This is a genomic window from Terribacillus saccharophilus (assembly GCF_002272075.1).
Classification (GTDB): domain Bacteria; phylum Bacillota; class Bacilli; order Bacillales; family Amphibacillaceae; genus Terribacillus; species Terribacillus saccharophilus_A.
The window spans coordinates 1-18,872 of sequence record NZ_NPBJ01000024.1 but is presented as its reverse complement, the minus strand read 5'-3'; the positions used below and the strand labels follow the sequence as shown (position 1 = coordinate 18,872).

At 43.5% G+C, this 18,872-nt stretch carries 20 protein-coding genes and 2 riboswitches; of the genes, 13 read left to right on the top strand and 7 right to left on the bottom strand.

Translation table 11 applies throughout. The annotated features are described in order from the left end of the window. Positions 1–4 precede the first annotated feature (4 nt). The 4 genes from CHH48_RS13385 to CHH48_RS13370 form a co-directional block, all read right to left on the bottom strand. Positions 5–853, bottom strand: a complete 849-nt coding sequence (locus tag CHH48_RS13385; protein WP_095219653.1) for an ABC transporter permease — start codon at positions 851–853, stop codon at positions 5–7. Positions 854–874: 21 nt separating this feature from the next. Continuing rightward, positions 875–1,819, bottom strand: coding sequence for an ABC transporter permease (locus CHH48_RS13380; RefSeq protein ID WP_095219652.1), 945 nt, complete (start codon positions 1,817–1,819; stop codon positions 875–877). A gap of 69 nt (positions 1,820–1,888) precedes the next feature. Next, complete coding sequence (locus tag CHH48_RS13375) at positions 1,889–3,475, bottom strand: ABC transporter substrate-binding protein (protein WP_095219651.1); 1,587 nt, start codon at positions 3,473–3,475, stop codon at positions 1,889–1,891. A 12-nt stretch (positions 3,476–3,487) separates the two neighbouring features. After that, positions 3,488–4,684 (bottom strand): M20 metallopeptidase family protein, encoded by a 1,197-nt coding sequence (locus CHH48_RS13370; RefSeq protein WP_095219650.1) that lies wholly within the window; start codon positions 4,682–4,684, stop codon positions 3,488–3,490. 110 nt (positions 4,685–4,794) lie between these two features. Next, a riboswitch (SAM riboswitch) is annotated at positions 4,795–4,898 on the bottom strand. Between the two features lie 213 nt (positions 4,899–5,111). Next, positions 5,112–5,215: riboswitch (SAM riboswitch) on the top strand. A gap of 80 nt (positions 5,216–5,295) precedes the next feature. On the opposite strand from CHH48_RS13370, the gene CHH48_RS13365 reads away from it, so the two are divergent. From CHH48_RS13365 to CHH48_RS13355, 3 genes are read left to right on the top strand one after another with little or no spacing between them, the layout of a single operon-like run. Beyond that, a complete protein-coding gene (locus tag CHH48_RS13365; RefSeq protein ID WP_095219649.1) occupies positions 5,296–6,396 on the top strand; it encodes a methionine biosynthesis PLP-dependent protein in 1,101 nt (366 codons plus the stop codon). 11 nt (positions 6,397–6,407) lie between these two features. Continuing rightward, the gene (locus tag CHH48_RS13360; RefSeq protein ID WP_095219648.1) at positions 6,408–7,580 is read left to right on the top strand and encodes an aminotransferase class I/II-fold pyridoxal phosphate-dependent enzyme; all 1,173 of its coding nucleotides are present in this window, start codon (positions 6,408–6,410) and stop codon (positions 7,578–7,580) included. Between the two features lie 19 nt (positions 7,581–7,599). Then, positions 7,600–8,706 carry a 5-methyltetrahydropteroyltriglutamate--homocysteine S-methyltransferase gene (locus tag CHH48_RS13355; protein ID WP_095219647.1) on the top strand — a complete coding sequence of 369 codons (1,107 nt, stop codon included), beginning with the start codon at positions 7,600–7,602 and terminating at the stop codon, positions 8,704–8,706. 33 nt (positions 8,707–8,739) lie between these two features. Here CHH48_RS13355 and CHH48_RS13350 read toward each other — a convergent pair whose 3' ends face one another. Then, entirely contained in the window at positions 8,740–9,279 is a 540-nt protein-coding gene (locus CHH48_RS13350) for a sugar O-acetyltransferase (protein ID WP_095219646.1), read from the bottom strand. A 210-nt stretch (positions 9,280–9,489) separates the two neighbouring features. Between CHH48_RS13350 and CHH48_RS13345 the strand changes: the two genes are divergently transcribed. From CHH48_RS13345 to CHH48_RS13300, 10 genes are all read left to right on the top strand, one after another. Beyond that, positions 9,490–10,299, top strand: a complete 810-nt coding sequence (locus tag CHH48_RS13345) for a lipoate--protein ligase family protein (RefSeq protein ID WP_095219645.1) — start codon at positions 9,490–9,492, stop codon at positions 10,297–10,299. Between the two features lie 12 nt (positions 10,300–10,311). Further along, complete coding sequence (gene lipA, locus CHH48_RS13340) at positions 10,312–11,232, top strand: lipoyl synthase (protein ID WP_255212175.1); 921 nt, start codon at positions 10,312–10,314, stop codon at positions 11,230–11,232. Between the two features lie 196 nt (positions 11,233–11,428). After that, positions 11,429–12,376: a sugar-binding transcriptional regulator gene (locus CHH48_RS13335; protein ID WP_095219644.1), complete on the top strand. Its 948-nt coding sequence runs from the start codon at positions 11,429–11,431 to the stop codon at positions 12,374–12,376. Beyond that, positions 12,373–12,816, top strand: coding sequence for a transcriptional regulator GutM (locus CHH48_RS13330; protein WP_095219643.1), 444 nt, complete (start codon positions 12,373–12,375; stop codon positions 12,814–12,816). Before CHH48_RS13335 ends, CHH48_RS13330 begins: the two co-directional genes overlap by 4 nt. 1 nt (position 12,817) lies before the next feature. Beyond that, positions 12,818–13,378, top strand: coding sequence for a PTS glucitol/sorbitol transporter subunit IIC (srlA, locus tag CHH48_RS13325; protein WP_095219642.1), 561 nt, complete (start codon positions 12,818–12,820; stop codon positions 13,376–13,378). A gap of 4 nt (positions 13,379–13,382) precedes the next feature. Next, positions 13,383–14,390 (top strand): PTS glucitol/sorbitol transporter subunit IIB, encoded by a 1,008-nt coding sequence (gene srlE / locus CHH48_RS13320; RefSeq protein WP_095219641.1) that lies wholly within the window; start codon positions 13,383–13,385, stop codon positions 14,388–14,390. 13 nt (positions 14,391–14,403) lie between these two features. Further along, on the top strand, positions 14,404–14,763 hold the full coding sequence (locus CHH48_RS13315) for a PTS glucitol/sorbitol transporter subunit IIA (protein ID WP_095219640.1): 360 nt from the start codon (positions 14,404–14,406) through the stop codon (positions 14,761–14,763). 20 nt (positions 14,764–14,783) lie between these two features. Continuing rightward, positions 14,784–15,569, top strand: coding sequence for a sorbitol-6-phosphate dehydrogenase (gene srlD / locus CHH48_RS13310; protein WP_095219639.1), 786 nt, complete (start codon positions 14,784–14,786; stop codon positions 15,567–15,569). Positions 15,570–15,588: 19 nt separating this feature from the next. Continuing rightward, complete coding sequence (locus tag CHH48_RS13305; RefSeq protein ID WP_095219638.1) at positions 15,589–16,266, top strand: transaldolase family protein; 678 nt, start codon at positions 15,589–15,591, stop codon at positions 16,264–16,266. Between the two features lie 195 nt (positions 16,267–16,461). Further along, positions 16,462–17,364: a DMT family transporter gene (locus tag CHH48_RS13300; RefSeq protein ID WP_095219637.1), complete on the top strand. Its 903-nt coding sequence runs from the start codon at positions 16,462–16,464 to the stop codon at positions 17,362–17,364. A gap of 176 nt (positions 17,365–17,540) precedes the next feature. On the opposite strand, the gene CHH48_RS13295 is transcribed toward CHH48_RS13300, so the two are convergent. Then, positions 17,541–17,879, bottom strand: coding sequence for a hypothetical protein (locus CHH48_RS13295; protein ID WP_095219636.1), 339 nt, complete (start codon positions 17,877–17,879; stop codon positions 17,541–17,543). A 256-nt stretch (positions 17,880–18,135) separates the two neighbouring features. Then, on the bottom strand, positions 18,136–18,786 hold the full coding sequence (locus CHH48_RS13290) for a VOC family protein (protein WP_176466444.1): 651 nt from the start codon (positions 18,784–18,786) through the stop codon (positions 18,136–18,138). Between the last annotated feature and the right edge of the window lie 86 nt (positions 18,787–18,872).

The following is an 18,872-nucleotide window of genomic DNA, read 5'->3' as shown; positions in this document are numbered from 1 at the left end:
TCCTCTAGGCAGCTGGTGCTGTTTGCTTTGGTTTGCGTTTTCGTTTCTTCTTGACGCTATGTGGATCGAAGGCATCACGGAGACCGTCACCGAGTATATTCAATGACAAAACAGTAATGACGATTGCGATACCAGGAAAGATAGAGAACCAAGGAGCGATCGTGATATATATCTGGGATTCCTGCAGCATATTACCCCAGGTCGGTGTAGATGGATTAACTCCGACACCGAGGAAGCTTAGTGCTGCTTCTGCCAGTATTGCTTTGGCAAAGATGAAAGTACTTTGCACAATAATTGGAGAAAGTACATTTGGCAGGATATAACGGAAGATGATCACCATATTATTCGTGCCTGTCGTTCTTGCTGCTTCAATGTATTGTGCGTTTTTGATTTGCAGCACGGCAGAGCGTACCACTCGAGCCATGACCGGGAAGAAGGCTATCGTCAGGGCGATGACGATATTCGTAATGCTTCCGCCTAAAGCCGCAACGAGTGCTAATGCAAGCAGAAGGGCAGGGAAGGCGAGAAAGCCATCCACAATCCGCATCAGAATGAAATCGGTCTTGCGAAAATAGCCGGATACAAGGCCGATCAGTGTGCCGATTATAGTCGCCACGACAGCAACAATGACGCCGACAGCCAGTGACACGCGAGCTGCAACGACAACCCGGGCAAAGATGTCACGCCCGAAATCATCTGTACCGAACCAATGGGTGCCAGATGGTGCAAGTAGGCGCTGGTTGGCGTCTATCGCTGCAGGGGAGACCGGCAGCCACACATTGGCAGTTATCGTCGCTAATGCAACGAGTAAGAAAATCGTAAGAGCTATAATGTTCCTCTTCTTGGACATCATCGTTTATGTACCTCCTTCGGCTCAGTCATAGCGGATTCTCGGATCAAGAAATGCATACAAAAGATCGACGATTAAGTTGACCAGGACGTAAATCGCGGCAATAAATAACACGACACCTTGAATTACCGGGTAGTCCCGTCGGTGAATCGAATCGATTAAAAGCTGCCCGATGCCTGGGATGGTGAAAAGTGTTTCAATGATAACCGTACCGCCAAGCAGACCTGCTACTGTGGCACCAAGAACAGTTGTAGTCGGGATGAGCGCATTGGCGAAAACATGCTTCATCAAGACATCGCGTTCACGAACGCCTTTTGCCCGTGCTGTTTTTGTATAATCCTGGTTCACGGAATCAAGCATGCTGTCCCGGAGCATTCGGGCAATGATACCGATTTCTACTAATGCCAGCACAAAAGCAGGCAGCAGCAAATGATAAATCCACGGTCCAAAGCCTTCCGCAAGGGGCATGTAGCCGGCGACCGGGAAGATCGGGAATGTCACACCGAACCCTAGCACAAGCAAAATTGCCAGCCAGAATTCTGGAATTGATACACCTAGAAGGGAAGCATTAGTAAATAATGGATCGAGAATCGTTTTGCGCAGGGACACAATCAGTATCGCAAGCGGAATGGAGATGACCAAAATAAAGAGCAGGGACAATACCATCAAGCTAATAGTCGGTCCAAAGTTACCAAAGATCAGTTCCGTAACTGGCTGGGCAGAGTAGACACTCGTCCCTAGGTCACCTGTGATGACTTGTTTGATCCAGTCGAAGAATTGGATATACAAAGGCTCATTCAAACCAAGCTGTTCTTCTAGCTTTGCGATGGCTTCCGGTGAAGCGTCTTCTCCAAGGATGATGAAAGCTGGATTTCCGGGTGTCAAGTGAACGAGCAGGAATACAATGATGCTGACGACAAGCATAACTGGTATGACAGATAACAATCTGCGGATCGTGTAATTAAGCACATACGTCACTCCTTTATTTAGAAATGGAAGAAAATCGCCTGCGGTAACGCGGGCGATTCCCTCGGGGCATTACTGTGATTTCCATGTATTCCAGAAGCGAGGACCATACCAATCATCATAATCCTGCAGCTTGGAAGTGCGTGCATCCAGAGTGGAAAGGTTGCTTACTTTCTCAAATGGAAGCTCGTCATAGATCGTCTTGTTCAGCTCAGCGAGAATCTCTTGCTGGGCTGCTTCATCTTCTGCTTCACCCCACTGTGCGATAAGCTCCTGCCAGCGTTCGCTGTTGTACCAGCCGCTGCTGTTGGAATCCTGGCTTACTACACCAGCTTGGTTAGGCGAGAAGAATGGAGACCAGCCGACTACGACCATATCCCAGTTTGCGCCATCGCTCCATTTTTCCAGGTAAGTTGCCCATTCATAGGACTCCAACTCAACGTTGAAACCGACTGCTTCAAGCTGCTGTTCTGCGATTTCGGCAATTTTCTTATACTCTGCATGGTCATTAGAGAAGATGATCTTCACTGCCTGCCCATCATAAGAGCTCTCCTCAAGCAGTTTTTTAGCTTCATCCTGATCAAAGGCCTCGAAGTTATCGATGTTTTCATCCGAATAAAGAGCTGTCTGATCTGGTGTAAACAAGGCACCATCTAAATTATAAAACTCGCTGTTGCCGTAAGTTGCTTTGGCAATGGCTTCTTTATCAAGTGCAGCGTGAAGTGCTTCTCTGACTTGAATGTCATCGAAAGGGGCTTCTGATTTATCAGGTGTAATGACGGAATAGCCATTGCTGGAAATAGCTGGTTCGACATTCGGTGTCGTATCAACTACATCATATAAATCAAGCGGAATGGACTGTACGTAATCATATAAATCTGTCTTCAAACCATTAAGCATAACTTGCGGGTCTTTTACGATTTTAAAGTGAATCGTATCCAGGTATGCAGTTTTCTTACCTGTCAAACCGCCCCAGTCTTCTTCTTCACGAGATTGATAGTCTGCGAATTTGGATAGAACAATCTCATTCCCGCGCTTCCAGGAATTAAATTTGAATGGACCTGTACCGATCAGCTGCTCGTTTGTCAGCGGCTGTTCACCTGCGGCTTCAGCAATATCAGCAGGGATGATGACAGCAGATGCTTTCGGGGCGGACATATCAGTAAGCAAAGCGGTATACGGATCGTTAAGCGAAATGACCAATGTCAGGTCATCTGTTGCTTCGACTGAATTAACATGTGTTGCAGTAATCTTACCGACAGAGGAGACCTTCAGCCAGCGGTCGATTGAAGCCTTCGCATCTTCAGCGGTTACATCTTGCCCGTTATGGAATTTCAGTCCGTCACGAAGCGTGATCGTATAGGTTTTCTTATCATCACTAACGGTGTAATCATCAGCAAGTAAAGGGCGTACTTGATAATCATGATCTAGTGCAAACAAACCTTCGTAGATATGCCAGCCGATTTTTCTGGTAGCACTTTCTCCGGAATACATCCAGTCAAGCGTATCAGGATCAGCACTCATCGCCACGTTCAAGTCGCCGCCTTCAACAGGTTCGCCGCCGCTTGCGCCGGAACTGCTGCTGGAATTGCTGGAGCACCCGAATAGGGCTACTGAGGCCATTAAGCCAAATAATATAAGTGCAAATTTCTTATTCAAGACATTTCCTCCTTAGCTTCCCAATAACGAGAATACAATTTTCGTGAATGCTTTTTCCGTAATGAGCAAAGCTTGCTCATCGATGTCGAACTTAGGATGATGATGCGGATAATGTGTGGATGTATCCTCATTGCGGGACCCAACTTTAAAGAAGCTTCCGGGTTTTTCCTGTAAGTAATATGCGAAATCCTCTGCTCCCATCCCAGTTTCAAGCGGGATAACCTGATCCTCACCAAATTCTTCGGAAAAAAGACGCTGCAGAAGTGCTGTTTCTTCCGGGTGATTGTAAAGAGCAGGATAGCCGTGCAAATAATCAATCGAATAAGTTGCGCCGAACCCAGTTGCGATACCGGCTACAATGGACTCTATTTGTTTCCTCACCTGCTGGCGGATGTCGGCATTAAATGTCCGTACGGTTCCTTCCAATCTTGCGGTATCAGGAATAACATTGAATGCCTGGCCAGATTGAAATACACCGAGTGTCACGACTGCTGACTCCAGCGGGTTGACTCTGCGGCTAACGATTTTCTGCAGAGCGCTAACAATATCACTTCCAATTACAATTGGATCGACAGCCTCATGAGGAGCTGCGCCATGACCGCCTTTTCCTTGGATGGTAATCGCAAATTTATCTACGGCAGCCATCTTGAAGCCTTCGCCAACACCGATCTTTCCGATAGGGGCAGCTGAATTAAGGTGGGCGCCATAGACAAAGTCCACACCGTCGAGCGCACCATCTTCAATCATCGCTTTGGCCCCGCCTGGCGGGACTTCTTCAGCTGGCTGGAACAGGAAGACCACTTTACCTTTTAGGCTGTCTTTATGCTTGATTAATGCTTTGGCAGTACCGAGCAATGCTGCAGTATGGCCGTCATGACCGCAAGCGTGCATCACGCCTGATTTCTTAGATCGATACGCGGTTTCCTTTTCATCTTCTATCGGCAGGGCATCGAAATCAGCGCGAAGAGCAATTGTAGGTCCTGCTGTCTTTCCTGCTAGTGTAACAACGATGCCATAGCCACCGATGTTTGTCTGGATATCCTCGTAGCCGAAGCTGCGCAGTTTATCAGCGATGAAACGGGCTGTCTCCGTTTCCTGGAAACTCAATTCTGGATGCTGGTGCAAATAACGTCTCCATTCAACTACTTCTGCGAAATTGTCTTCTAGTTCCGTATGTACTTCTGCAAGTGTCTGCTTAATCTGTTTCATTTTCCAACCTCCTGTAACAATCTTGATATTTCCAATGAAAATAATCGGAATTGAGCCTAAAAAAAGACCCTCTTCCAGACAGAAGAGGGTCTTTAAAAGATTTTCCGCTCTTCTTATCTTCAGTGTCAAACACCTGGAATTAGCACAGTACTGCGTCTTACAGCCTGTTGCTTTGGTTTCGTTGGGCCATTCCCTCCACCAATCTCGATAAGAAATATCAGTTGTAAAGAAAAGGATAGACCGAAAAGTTCTAGGTGTCAATCCTATTTTTTGTCACTACTTTCCTTGATGTGCATCACCTCGCTAAAAATTCCATTAGAAAAAATTCCATTAGAAAAAAATTCATTTGGCAGAAAATTTAAAAAAATGCTTGACTGTACATTCTTGTGTGATAACATAGCTTTAATATAAAAATTATATAGAACTTTTCTTATCCAGAGAGACGGAGGGACTTGGCCCAGTGATGTCTCAGCAACCAGTCTGAGAAGACACGGTGCTAAATCCAAAAGGTATCCGCCTTAAAGATAAGAAGCTGATTCGGTCATGGCTGAACCTTCTTCCTTTTTGGGGAGAAGGTTCTTTTTTTGTTGAAGAGAAGGGTGAGAAGCGGTATGGGATATAGTTTAGAAACAACATTCGTGCAGCTCGGAAATAAGAGTGATGGAGTAACTGGGGCAGTCAATCCGCCAGTGTATCTGTCTACTGCTTATGCACATGGCGGAATCGGCGAATCTACCGGGTATGATTATTCACGGACAAAGAATCCTACTCGTACTGTCCTGGAAGAAGGGTTCGCAGAGCTGGAAAAAGGCGACCGGGCATTTGCATGCAGCTCAGGCATGGCAGCTATTCAGCTCGTATTGTCACTTTTCCGTTCAGGCGATTCCCTGCTAGTGCCAGAGGATATTTATGGAGGTACGTATCGACTATTTGATTTCTATTCGGATGCATATGATGTGTCGCCGATTTATGCACCGTTTCGTTCCGTCGAAGAGACAGCGATGATGATAACGGATGATACAAAAGCAATTTTCCTTGAAACACCGACAAACCCGCTTATGCAGGAGATAGATATTGCTGCCTATGCGCAGCTGGCAAAAGCATACAATCTGCTGTTAATTGTTGATAATACGTTTCTGACGCCTTACTTCCAGCAGCCAATTACAGAAGGTGCAGATATCGTCATTCATAGTGCGACGAAATATATCGGCGGGCACAATGACGTTTTAGCTGGTCTTGTTGTGAGTAAAGGCAGCGAGCTATCAGATCGGTTAGCAGTATTGCATAACGGTACCGGAGCTGTCTTATCTCCGCTCGATTCCTGGCTTCTCATCCGCGGATTGAAGACGCTGCCGCTTCGAATGCGGCAGCACCAAGCAAATGCACAGCGTATCGCAGGTTACCTGGCAGAGGAGCCAAAGGTGAAAAATGTCCTGTATACAGGAAAAGGTGGGATGCTCTCGTTCCGCGTCCAGGAAAGCAGCTGGATTGATACATTCCTTCGCAGCATGAACATCATCACCTTTGCCGAAAGCCTTGGCGGAGTGGAGAGCTTTATTACGTATCCGACAACACAAACACATGCGGACATCCCTGTTGAGGAGAGGGAAGCCAGAGGAATTTGCGATTGTCTGCTTCGTTTCTCGGTTGGAATTGAAGAAACAGAGGATTTGATTGGTGATTTACAGCAAGCATTCGCCAAACTGGATTAGGAGGTCATCTAATGGAAGATCAACATGCTGAGACGACGTGTATACGGGGATCATACAACGAGCAGCGGACTAGTGCGGTGAACGTGCCGATTTATCTATCGTCAACCTTCCATCAGGAAAGCTTCGATGATTTCGGTCCATTTGATTACAGTCGTTCTGGCAATCCGACACGAAATGCACTGGAGCAGAAGGCCGCTGAATTGGAGTCCGGTTCAAAAGCTTTAGCATTTTCATCTGGAATGGCAGCAATATCCTCAGCGTTCATGCTGCTGTCGGCAGGTGATCATGTAATTGTAACCGAGGATGTATACGGTGGAACGTATCGTTTTGTGACAGAGATCCTTCCGAAATTCCAGATTAGTCATTCCTTTGTAGATTTAACCGATTTGGATGCTGTTGAAGCAGCTGTCCGCCCAAATACAAAAGTCATTTACCTGGAAACACCGTCTAATCCCTGCTTGAAGGTGACAGACATCCGGGCAGTTGTGCGGATAGCAAGGCAGAACGATTGTTTAACTTTCCTGGACAATACCTTTTTGACGCCGCTGTATCAGCAGCCATTGGCACTAGGTGTGGATGTGGTCATCCATAGTGCAACCAAGTTTCTGTCAGGGCATAGTGATATTATCGCCGGATTGCTGGTCACAAAGGATATGGAGCTGGGAGAACGACTAGCTTTCATCCAGAATACATTTGGTGCTATTCTCGGTGCCCAAGACAGCTATTTGCTGCTCCAAGGAATAAAGACGTTAGGCGCAAGATTGCGACAGTCGACTGAAACAGCAGAGAAGATAGCTTTGTTCCTGCAGGAGCATCCGCTTGTGGAAGATGTTTTCTACCCTGGCTTGCCCACCCATAACGGACATGACATACATACCGGGCAGGCCAGTGGAAATGGAGCAGTACTATCGTTCTCTCTGCCAAGCAGGGCGCACTCGAAGGTTTTTGTGGAACAGCTTTGCATTCCGATCTTTGCCGTTAGTCTCGGTGCGGTAGAATCCATTCTTTCGTATCCGGCTGCGATGTCACATGCTGCCATGCCGGAAGCTGAGCGCAAAAAACGAGGTATAACAGATGGGCTCTTGCGTTTATCTGTTGGACTGGAGCATGTGGAGGATCTCATAGGAGATCTGCAGCAGGCCTTGAGAGCTGCTGAACGAGTAACAGAAAAAGTAGAAAACTAAAATGGGAGAGATGATGAACATGACAACTAAAACAAAAACGGCACCATTCAGAGCAGATCACGTAGGGAGCTTGCTTCGTCCAGATGTACTGCACAAAGCAAGACAGCAATTCAAAGAAGGCCAAATCAGCAAACAAGAACTTCGCGGAATCGAAACGTCAGAAATTAAAAGAATCGTCGACAAACAGATTGAAGTTGGCTTGGAGCTTGTGACAGACGGAGAATTCAGGAGAAGATTCTGGCATACGGATTTTCTGGAGCATCTGAATGGTATTACGGGTTATGTACCGGACACAGGCTATCTGTTTAAAGGTGAAGAGACAGAACGGTATAACATTAAAAATACTGGTAAAGTTTCATTCAATCATGATCATCCTTTCCTCGAGGATTATAAAGTATTCCAAGACATTGTCGCTGGCAGGGCAGTAGCTAAACAGACAATTCCTAGTCCGAATCAGCTCTTCCATACAGATATCCGTGATCAAACGATTTATCCAGATATCGAGGATTTTGCTTCTGACGTAATCCAGGCTTATAAAGATGCCATTCAAGCTTTCTATGATGCAGGGGTGCGCTATTTACAGTTGGATGATGTTTACATTGCTACACTTTCTTCTCCTGATGCGAAATTCGATGGAGAGCATTCTCGAGAATTCCTGATTGATTTGGCTCGCCGCGTGATCAATGGTGTATTGGAAGGTAAGCCAGAGGATCTTACTGTGACGACACATCTCTGTCGCGGCAACTACCGCTCCACATATATGTTTGGAGGCAGCTATGACTTGATTGCCCAGGACTTATTAGCGAAGGAGAAAGTCGATGGTTTCTTCCTTGAATATGACGATGAGCGCTCCGGTACATTCGAACCGCTTACCTATATTCCGAAGGACGGACCAAGAGTCGTTCTAGGCGTTGTGACTTCAAAATTCGGGGAATTGGAAGATAAAGATGCTGTGATTAGCCGGATTGAGGAGGCAACAAAGTATATCCCTCTTGATCAGATCTGCTTAAGCCCGCAATGCGGCTTTGCCTCTACACATCATGGCAATAAACTGACAGAAGAGGAACAGTGGGAAAAACTGCGCTTCATCGTCGATGTAGCGAAGACAGTTTGGCCAGAAGAGTAATACAGAAGCCGTCAATGTTGACGGCTTTTTTCTCTATTCTATATCCTTAATACGCTTCGCTGGGTTACCAGCAACAATCGTATTTGATGGTACATCTTTCGTTACGACAGATCCTGCAGCCACAATGGAATTGTCACCGATAGATACGCCGGCAAGTATGGTACAGCTTCCGCCGATCCAAACATCATTCCCTATTGTAATTGGAATGGCATAGCCGTCTTTTGTCCTGTCAACTGGCTGTATAGAGTGACCAGCTGTATATATTCCGACATTAGGTCCGATCATGCAATTGTCTCCGACCGTCACCTTTGCCATATCGAGCACAGTAAAGTTAAATCCAGCATAGAAATTTTCGCCTACTTCTATGTTATAGCCCAAGTCACAGTGAAAGTTATGCTCTATGGAAAGATGCTGACCACATTTTCCTAGCAATTCTCTTAACAATTCTTCTTTCTTACTTTCTTCATCTGGCGAGCTAGTATTGAAAGCATGCGTTAACATAGCAGCACGTTTTGTTTTTTGTTTAAGGTCGAGAGAGTCTCTTAAATATGTAACTTTCTCTTTGTTTCCCACAATAATTCACCTGACTTTTTTAATTTTTGTCTATTTTAACACGCTGACTTACATAAGTATGTACGAATAATTCAAATTGGAAAGTAATAGGGAGTATTTAATCCTAGTAAGATAGTAGGCTTTTGAGAAAGCGGTTGCTTCCATATCTTACCGTTGGTTAAAATTAAATTGTTAATATTATTTGAACTTTGTAAATAAGAAGGTGACAGTGTGCAGAAATGGGTTTTCTGGGACGATGGTGATCATTCGCCAGCCTTTAATATGGCGGCGGATGAAATGCTGATGCAATGGCACCGTGAGGGACGGATCGCCCCTGTGCTGCGTTTTTACGGATGGAAGCCTGGCGGGTTTTCCGTCGGGTACTTCCAGAAAACAACAAAATTCAACTTGGAAGAAATTGAGAAGCGAGGATTTGAACTGGTACGCCGGCCTACTGGCGGCCAAGCAGTACTGCATCATCAGGAACTGACGTACAGCATTATCGTATCGGAGGAGTATTTAGGAATACCATCGACAATCAAAGAGGCATACAAAGTTTTATCCGAAGGGTTGCTACTCGGCTTTGACAACCTGGGCATCAAAGCGGAATTCGCCTTACCTGCTGACCCAAAACCGAAGGGCACAGCCAATTGCTTTGAGGAAGCTTCTTGGTATGAAATCAATGTGGACGGAAAGAAAGCAGCTGGAAGCGCCCAAACCAGACAGAAGGGCGTCATCCTCCAGCACGGGTCAATCCCAATCTGGCTGAAACAAGAGGATTTGCTGGAATTGTTCCTATATCCAAGTGACCGTGTCAAAGAGCGTGCTTACAAAAGCTTTATGAACAAAGCTGCAAGTCTGCAGGAATTTATTTCTGAGCAGACTACATTCGAAGAGATAAGAGATGCCTTCTATGATGGTTTTCAAAAAGGACTCGATGTAACATTTGAAAGACTTGAACTGGATGAAGAACAACTAAAAACAATCGAACAGCTAGCCAAAGAGAAATACCAAAATCATGAATTCTTATACGCACGTTAAGGAGGAACGGAAATGGTAAAGAAAACAATGGCACAACGACGGGAAGGCATGCTCCGCAAACCAGAGTGGCTGAAGATCGACTTCAATACGAATGAAGACTATATGGATCTGAAGAAAATGATGAGGGAAATGAATCTACATACAGTATGTGAAGAGGCAAAATGTCCGAATATTTATGAGTGCTGGTCAGTACGAAAAACAGCAACATTCATGATTCTCGGTTCTATATGCACAAGAGGCTGCCGCTTCTGTGCAGTTACTTCTGGTAAGCCGACAGAATTGGACTGGGCAGAACCAGAACGCGTCGCTGATTCTGTTGCTAAAATGGGACTGCGCCATGCGGTTGTTACAGCTGTTGCCAGAGATGATCTGGAAGACGGAGGATCAGCAGTATTCGCGGAAACAGTACGTGCCATCCATCGCAGAATGCCGAATACAACGGTGGAGGTACTGCCGTCCGATATGAAAGGAACGTATGAGAGCATCAAGACGCTGATGGATGCCAAGCCGGATATTTTTAACCATAATATCGAGACAGTACGGCGATTGACACCTTCCGTCCGTCATCGTGCAACTTATGATCGCTCACTTGAATTACTTGATCGCGTCAAATCGATTTCCCCGGATACACCGACAAAATCAAGTATCATGCTAGGTTTGGGAGAGAAGAAGGAAGAGATTGAGCAGGCAATGGACGATTTGCTGGAACATCGTGTTGATATCATGACAATTGGCCAATACTTACAGCCATCATTCAAGCACCTGAAAGTACAAAAATATTACCATCCAGACGAATTCGCCGAACTGAAGGAAATAGCCTTGCAAAAGGGCTTCCGACACTGCGAATCAGGCCCGATGGTCCGCTCCTCTTATCATGCGGACGAACAAGTGAATCCAGAAGCGAGACAGCGGCAGTTTGGCGGTTGTTCGTAATAATCGATAAAGGAACGTGCCTGTTGGCATGTTCCTTTTTAATTTTTTTATTGGATATGCACATATGTGCGTGAGAGAGATAAGTTGTGTCATATGAGCGTTTTTTTGTTGATTCTACTTTGAAAGCGTTTTATATTAAGTGCATAAGGCATCCAACATTCATATGAAATCACAATGCGCATAAAGGAGCTTACCTATGGATTGGCAAGAAGAGAGACGTCTCGTTAAAGTAGCCAGAATGTATTACGAAGAGAATATGACCCAAAATGAAATAGCTAAGGAACTTGGTGTATACAGAACAACTGTTACGCGCTTGCTGCAAAAAGCAAAAGACCAGAAGATTGTCACGATCCATATCGAGAGCGCGCTCTTGGAATATGTATCTATCGAAAAAGAGCTGTGTCAGCTTTTTGGACTGAAGGATGTTGTAATCGTGCCATCTTCGGCAGATAGTTTGAAAGAGATTGGAAAAGCAGCCCTCCGTTATCTGGATGGAATCATAACAAAGGATGATGTGGTTGGCTGTGCATGGGGCAGGACACTTGGAATGATGGCACAGGAGGCGCAATTCCAATATAAGCGGGGAGGAAGATTCGTCCCCCTCGTAGGTGGTCCAGGTCAAATGCCTGTTGAGGAGCATGTGAATGCGATTGTCTATTCGATGGCAAGAGCTTTCGGAGGAGAGACAAATTTCATTGATGCTGCAGCAATCGTAAAATCAGTCGAAACACAGAGTGAAATACTGAAGTCCGGCTATATGACACATATCAGAGATCTTTGGGAAAGCTTGTCAATAGCGCTTATAGGTATCGGCTCTCCTATGAAATCTTCTAATCTGGTATGGAGTGGTTTTCTCGGAAAAGAAGAAGTAGAGAAATTGGAGAATCAAGAAGTTGTCGGAGATGTATGCTCACGATTCTATGATATTAAAGGACAGGAATTGGCCACGGACTTAAAAGAAAGAGCTATTGCTATTCCTTTCTCCAAATTGAGGGAAGTAAAGTATTCTATCGCGCTGGTAGAGTCTGTATCCAAAACCGATTCCATTATTGGTGCTCTCAACGGCGGAATAGCCAATGTCTTGATCACAGACGAAGTAACTGCAAGGTCAATTATTAAGAGAAAGAGGGAGGGGATACTTTGATCTTATTATTTATCATTTTATTAGCGCTCGGGTTCCTGTTACAGAGTGTTTTAGGTGTATTTCAAATCAAGAATTTCAATAAGCATTACAGCGAGCTAAGGAAAGTCGGCAGAGTAGCCATAGGACGTTCAAAGGGAATCTTCCGTTCGGGTGCTGTGCTTATGCTGGCGCTGGATGCGAAGGCAAACATCATTCAGGCAGAAAAGATGCAGGGTCTTACGATTTTAGCAAGATGTAAGCGTGTTCAATCATTAGAGGGACAGCCATTATTATATATGGATGAAGATGCTATAAAAGGCATGGATCCATTCTTGCGAAAAGCATTAAAGGACGCGCAAAGAACATACGAAATTATCATGTCTGGCGGAACAGTGGAGAAACCAAAGTCACCTATACAATCAATATTTGGATTATTCAAAATAAACAGAGAGGTGAAGTGAGATGGATTTTATCGTAAAAGCTGCTGAAGGATTTATTAGATTATTTGAACGAGGAGGAGAGACGTTTCTTGGATTAGTCGGCGATATTGTACCTTTGCTGATCATGCTGCTTGTGGCAATGAACGCTTTGATCCAATTTGTAGGTCCTGACAAAATCGAAAAATTAGCTACAAAATCTTCAAAGAATATCTTTACTCGTTATATGGTACTGCCTTTCCTAGGAACTTTCTTCCTTCTTAATCCTATGACGCTTTCTCTAGGGAGATTTCTTCCGGAACGCTATAAACCAGGATATTATGCTGCAGCAAGCTATTCCTGTCACAGCATGAATGGTTTCTTCCCACATGTCAATCCAGCAGAGCTATTCGTTTTTCTCGGTATCGCATCAGGAATTACGCAGCTCGGTCATTCCACAACTGATTTGGCATTGCGTTATCTGTTAGTGGGTCTTGTTATGAATATGATTCGCGGTTGGGTTACAGATTTAATGGTCAGCTATGTCGAGAAGCAGCAAAACGTAAAACTGAGCGCGACAGTCAACAACGTCGGAAAAGGAGTGTAGAGCAATGGGAGAGCAATTTAGCGCTATTAAAATTTCAAAAGGAAATGGCGGATTTGGTGGACCGTTAGTCATCCAGCCTACACCTGAAAAAAATAAGATTGTAAATATCACAGGTGGACCGATTAGTGAAGTAGCAAATACAATTGCTGAGCTCACAGGGGCAGAAGTGGTGAACGGATTTAAAACTTCCGTACCTGAAGAGGAAATAGCATGTGTCATCATCGATTGCGGCGGAACATTGCGAGCAGGACTTTATCCGAAGAAACGAATCCCGACAATCAATATCATGCCAACTGGTCAAAGCGGTCCGATGGCGAAATTCATTACGGAAGATATATACGTATCCGGAGTGAAGCCGGCTCAAATAGAAAAGCAAGGTGTTCACGAAGCAAGTGTAACTGAGGCCAGCGCAGCAGTTGAAGTGAAAGAGCAGGCTTCGAAACCAAAATATGATTCGAGTAAGAAGATCAGTGATCAGTCTGGCGGATTGATGACCAGGATTGGAAAGTTAATGGGTGGATTTGTTAACGTCTTCTATCAAGCAGGGCGTGACGCAATTGATACTGTTCTGAAAACGATTTTGCCTTTTATGGCGTTTGTCTCTTTATTGATTGGTTTGATTCTCGGCTCAGGTATCGGTGATGTGTTTGCGAATATCTTATCGCCGCTTGCAGGGAGTATTTGGGGGCTGCTTGCTTTATCAGCAATTGTCTCGTTCCCGTTACTTTCTCCATTCCTTGGACCAGGAGCAGTAATTGCCCAAGTAATCGGAACATTGATCGGTGTAGAAATTGGCAGAGGAAATATCCCGCCAAACTTTGCTTTGCCAGCTGTATTTGCAATCAATTCCCAAGCAGCTGCTGATTTTGTTCCTGTAGGGTTGGGACTGGCAGAAGCAGAAACAGAAACAGTCGAGGTAGGAGTGCCAGCTGTGCTTTACGGAAGATTCCTAACGGGAGCTCCAACCGTATTCGTTGCTTGGCTGGCTAGTTTCGGAATGTACGATTCATAAGGAGGAATACACAATGTTAATTTATCAAACAGAAATCACTAAAATAGGACCTTTAGCGTCCGAATTCATAGAAGCTGATATGCTTATTCTCTTTAAAACAGACGCTCCGGCAGAATTGGCAGATTATTGCCTGCTGCATGAGCAGAATGAACTGAGCGAGGATATATCTGCTGGCGATACACTTTATATTGGTGATCAGCCCTTCCGAATTTTGGAGGTAGGAGAAGCAGTGAACAAAAATCTAGCTGCACTTGGTCACATAACAATACGGCCTAAAGCTGGAGAGGAAGAAAACCTTCCTGGAACACTAGTCATTGAACAAGGAGATATTCCAGCTTTAAAAGAAGGAGCAACACTTACTATTAAAAGATAAATGAGGGAGATGTACAAAAAATGGTACAAGAATTAAATAAAACTGTAATCGTAGCTGGAGGAGCACAGAACTTAGGCGCCCACTTGGCGAAGCGATTAGGAGAAGAAGGATATAATGTCGTCGTTTTTGATAAGCAAGGTGATCAAGCGGAAGCCGTAGCCGGTGAGATTGCGAGCCAATTATCCATCAAAACTGCAGGCTATGCAGTGGATGTTACAGATGAGAGTGCTATCGAAACAGCGATGACCGATGTCAATCAGCGCTTTGGTTCAATTGATTTGCTAGTATACAATGCGGGTGTAGCCAGAAGTACAAAGATTACTGAATTCACTCTCTCAGATTGGGAGTTGTCCTTGGATGTTAATTTAACAGGATATTTCCTTTGTGCAAAGCACGCTAGTATGTATATGATCAAGCAAAAATCCGGGAGCATCATTCAAATCAATTCCAAATCAGGCAAAGTAGGCAGCAAGCACAATTCAGGCTATTCTGCTTCCAAATTTGGGGGCGTTGGACTGACGCAAAGTTTAGCACTTGATCTCGCTGAACATAATGTCCGCGTCAATAGCATAATGCCTGGGAATCTGTTGCATTCCCCTATGTTCCAAAGCCTTATACCATCATATGCCAAAAAGCTTGGTGTGGAAGACAGTGAAGTAGAACAAATTTACATTGATAAGGTTCCTTTGAAAAGAGGCTGCTCCTACGATGATGTTGCAAATGCCGTTATTTTCTATGCTTCCGATGCTGCTTCCTATATGACAGGGCAGTCCATCAATGTGACCGGCGGGCAAGTTATGCACTAAGCTAAAGGAGGAGAAGTACATGAAAATCTTAATGGATGGATCAGATGCAGATGTATTCCGACAATTGAACGAGTATTTACCACTGGATGGCGTTACTACCAACCCTTCCATTCTCGCAAAAGGAAAGGGAACGGCAGAAGAACAAGTGCTCCAACTAGCAGATTTGCTAGATAAGCAGCAGACCCTGCATGTTCAAGTGGTATCCTCTAAATACGAACGAATGATTGAAGAAGCAAAAAGGATAAGTGAAGCTTTATCTCGTGATGTTTTTATAAAAATACCTGTATCCCCAGATGGGTTGAAGGCAGTGAGAAGTCTAAGTGAGGAAGGCATTCGTACGACGGTGACAGGAGTCTACACAACGATGCAGGCCGTGATGGCAGCAAAAGCAGGAGCAGCCTATATAGCACCATATATCAATCGTATTGATCTTGCTCATGGAGACAGTGAAATTGTCATTAGCCAAATTGTTCAGACATACCGAACGTACGGTTTCTCTACTAAGGTGTTAGCAGCCAGTTTCAAAAATACACGCCAAGTAATTAGCGTAATGGAAGCTGGTGTAGAAGAAGTGACCCTTTCAACAGATATACTAAAGAATCTTATCCATCATAAAGAAACAGAAAAGAGTATGGAGGCATTCACGGAAGATTTCGCTAGTAGATTTGAAAATAGAAATGAAATGTTTTTAACATAGCTGAAAGTCATAGAATCCGCTAAGGTTGTTGAACAATCTTAGCGGTATTTTGTTGTTGAAAAAGGAATAGAGCTAAAATCTAGGATAAATATCAATTAATTTATAAGAAATTTAAAATAGAACAAGACAATAAAACAATCAAGCTCTAAAATATAAGACAATATACATAATTATGAATGAAGAAGGAGGCTGCATATGAAACAAAACCAAACTGCTATTTTATTAATTATATCCATTATCGCTATATCTTTCGCAGCCATCTTCGTGAAATGGTCTGATGCACCAGCGACGATTCTCAGTATGAACCGGATGTATCTGGCATGCCTTTTACTGGTACCGATTGTATGGATAAAGCGAAAGGAGTTCAAAAAGATTGGAAGGAAAGAAGCGCTGGCTTTCGTATTGTCAGGAGCCTGCCTAGCCGCGCATTTTGCGCTCTGGTTCAGTTCTTTGAAACTGACGACTGTGGCAAGCTCTACCATCATTCTTTCGATCCAGCCTATTGTCGCGATGATAGGAGGATTTTTGATTTATAGAGAGCGGGCGTCAAAAGCCGTGATTGTAACTATCGGTATCTCCATTATTGGGGTTGTCATGGTAGGATGGGGAGACTTCGGATTACAGACGCCATCCGTTTTGATCGGAGATCTTTTATCCTTTCTATGTGTAATCGCTGTTGTAGGTTATTTATTAATCGGGCAAAGCAATGTGAAGAAAGTGTCGCATTGGATATATAGTTTCTGTGTCTTTCTTTCAGCAGCTGTATGGTTGAACGTTTATAATCTAGTAACTGGAGTACCAATTCGTGGTTATGACTTCAACGAGTGGAAAATCTTTTTACTATTAGCTATCTTCCCGACAGTTGCGCACGTCATATTTAATATGCTCTTGAATTTTGTAAATTCGACCACGATTTCAATGAGTGTATTGGGAGAACCAGTAGGTGCAACTCTCTTGGCGGTCTGGTTATTAGGGGAGAAATTAAGCCCGCTGCAAATTGTTGGAGGAGCTATTGCATTGCTTGGCGTTCTTATGTTTTTGATTCGGCAAAATAGTGAGTATCGTGTGGTGGAAGAAAATCAACGGGAGGTACGTTAACACATAACAGCAGGAGATTTTTAACATTTATTTGAAATACAGTTAGAAATGTGTGTAGCTAATAAGAGAAAGGCTAAAAAATTGGCAGGTGGATCCTGTATAATACAGTGTCCTGGCCTGCCAAACGTAATATTTTCTTTTTGAACTAATATTTTATAAAGAAATAACTCATATTTTTATTTCTTAAGTTCCTCATTGAAGATTAAACCACGTTTAAATTCAATAATTTTAAGTCGGTTGGTATCTTTTATAAAGATGCTCTTATACTTTTCTTGATCCTCATCATCACTCATAATAAGGATGCGTGTATTTTTGTTATCCGTTTCAACTTTTGTTTGGTATTTTTGAATATTTACCTTCTCGTTTAACACCTCATATTCTGTATAGTCTTGCAATTTTGTTTCGTTGTTTTGAATTAAACTGGTATTGTCATTTTGCTGAGAATGATCGGTGTTGAGTGTAACACCTGATAATAGTAGTGTAGCTGCTGCTGTAGTTATTAAAAATGTCTTCAAAGATATTACCTCCTTTTGTGCGTTCTGATACTTACTTTACCCCCTATTAATGAGAATTTAATGAGAATAATATTGGAATTTCCTTAGAAGACAATCTTTTCTATTTAATTAATATTTTCTTCTATATGACGAATGTTCAGAAGATCGGTATTATGGCATTCTGAAAGCCCAAGGAACTAAAAACAGGAACAGCATAACGTGATATGGCGGAAATGCAAAAGGGCGGCGTATTGCGTATTATTGATGTCTATTATTTTCATGTATTTGTTACTAAACCTCGATCTGTATGAATTAGTGTGGGCGAGGAGATGGAGGTTTTTTGGGAGAATATCCATCTCCTATCCAATGGACCAAGCAAAATGAAAGCACCATCTTCATATTCACCCATAAAATTAATAGAAGAAAGAGTTGGGATTTCCTCATCTCGGACAGGGATTCCGAACTCCTTCATTTTTTGGACATATTGTAAAATCTGATCCGTCGAGAGATTGATTTCACTTATTGACAAGACATTATTAGCGGAAAAATCACGATCAGAACTTGCAGGAGATGTTTCTGTTCTTGCGATGAATTCGACGATTTTTCCAGCTGGATCCTCAAAATAGCAGGCATATGCCTGTGTTCTTTGGTTAAAGTGTACCTCGTCTTGATGGTCTTCTGTAAGGAGCGGAACACGCGATGCTAACCAAGCTTTCGCTGCATAGAACATATTGGAGGGAATATTGAAGGCAAAATGATAATAGTGAGAATCATTTTCGTTTTTATGTAAAACTAACTGACTTTCTCCGATTTTAAATACAGCCATATCTGCATTATCATCGAGGCTAGTGAAATCTAGGGTTTCTTTGTAGAAATTAACGGTTTCTTTGAAATGGTTTATTTGCAACTCAATTTTTTCTATTTTCAATAGTATCCTCCTCGTGGAAACAATAGTTATAAGTTCAATATATTGTCTGATTGATTAATTTTCCAATTATTTGCTTATGAGGCTGG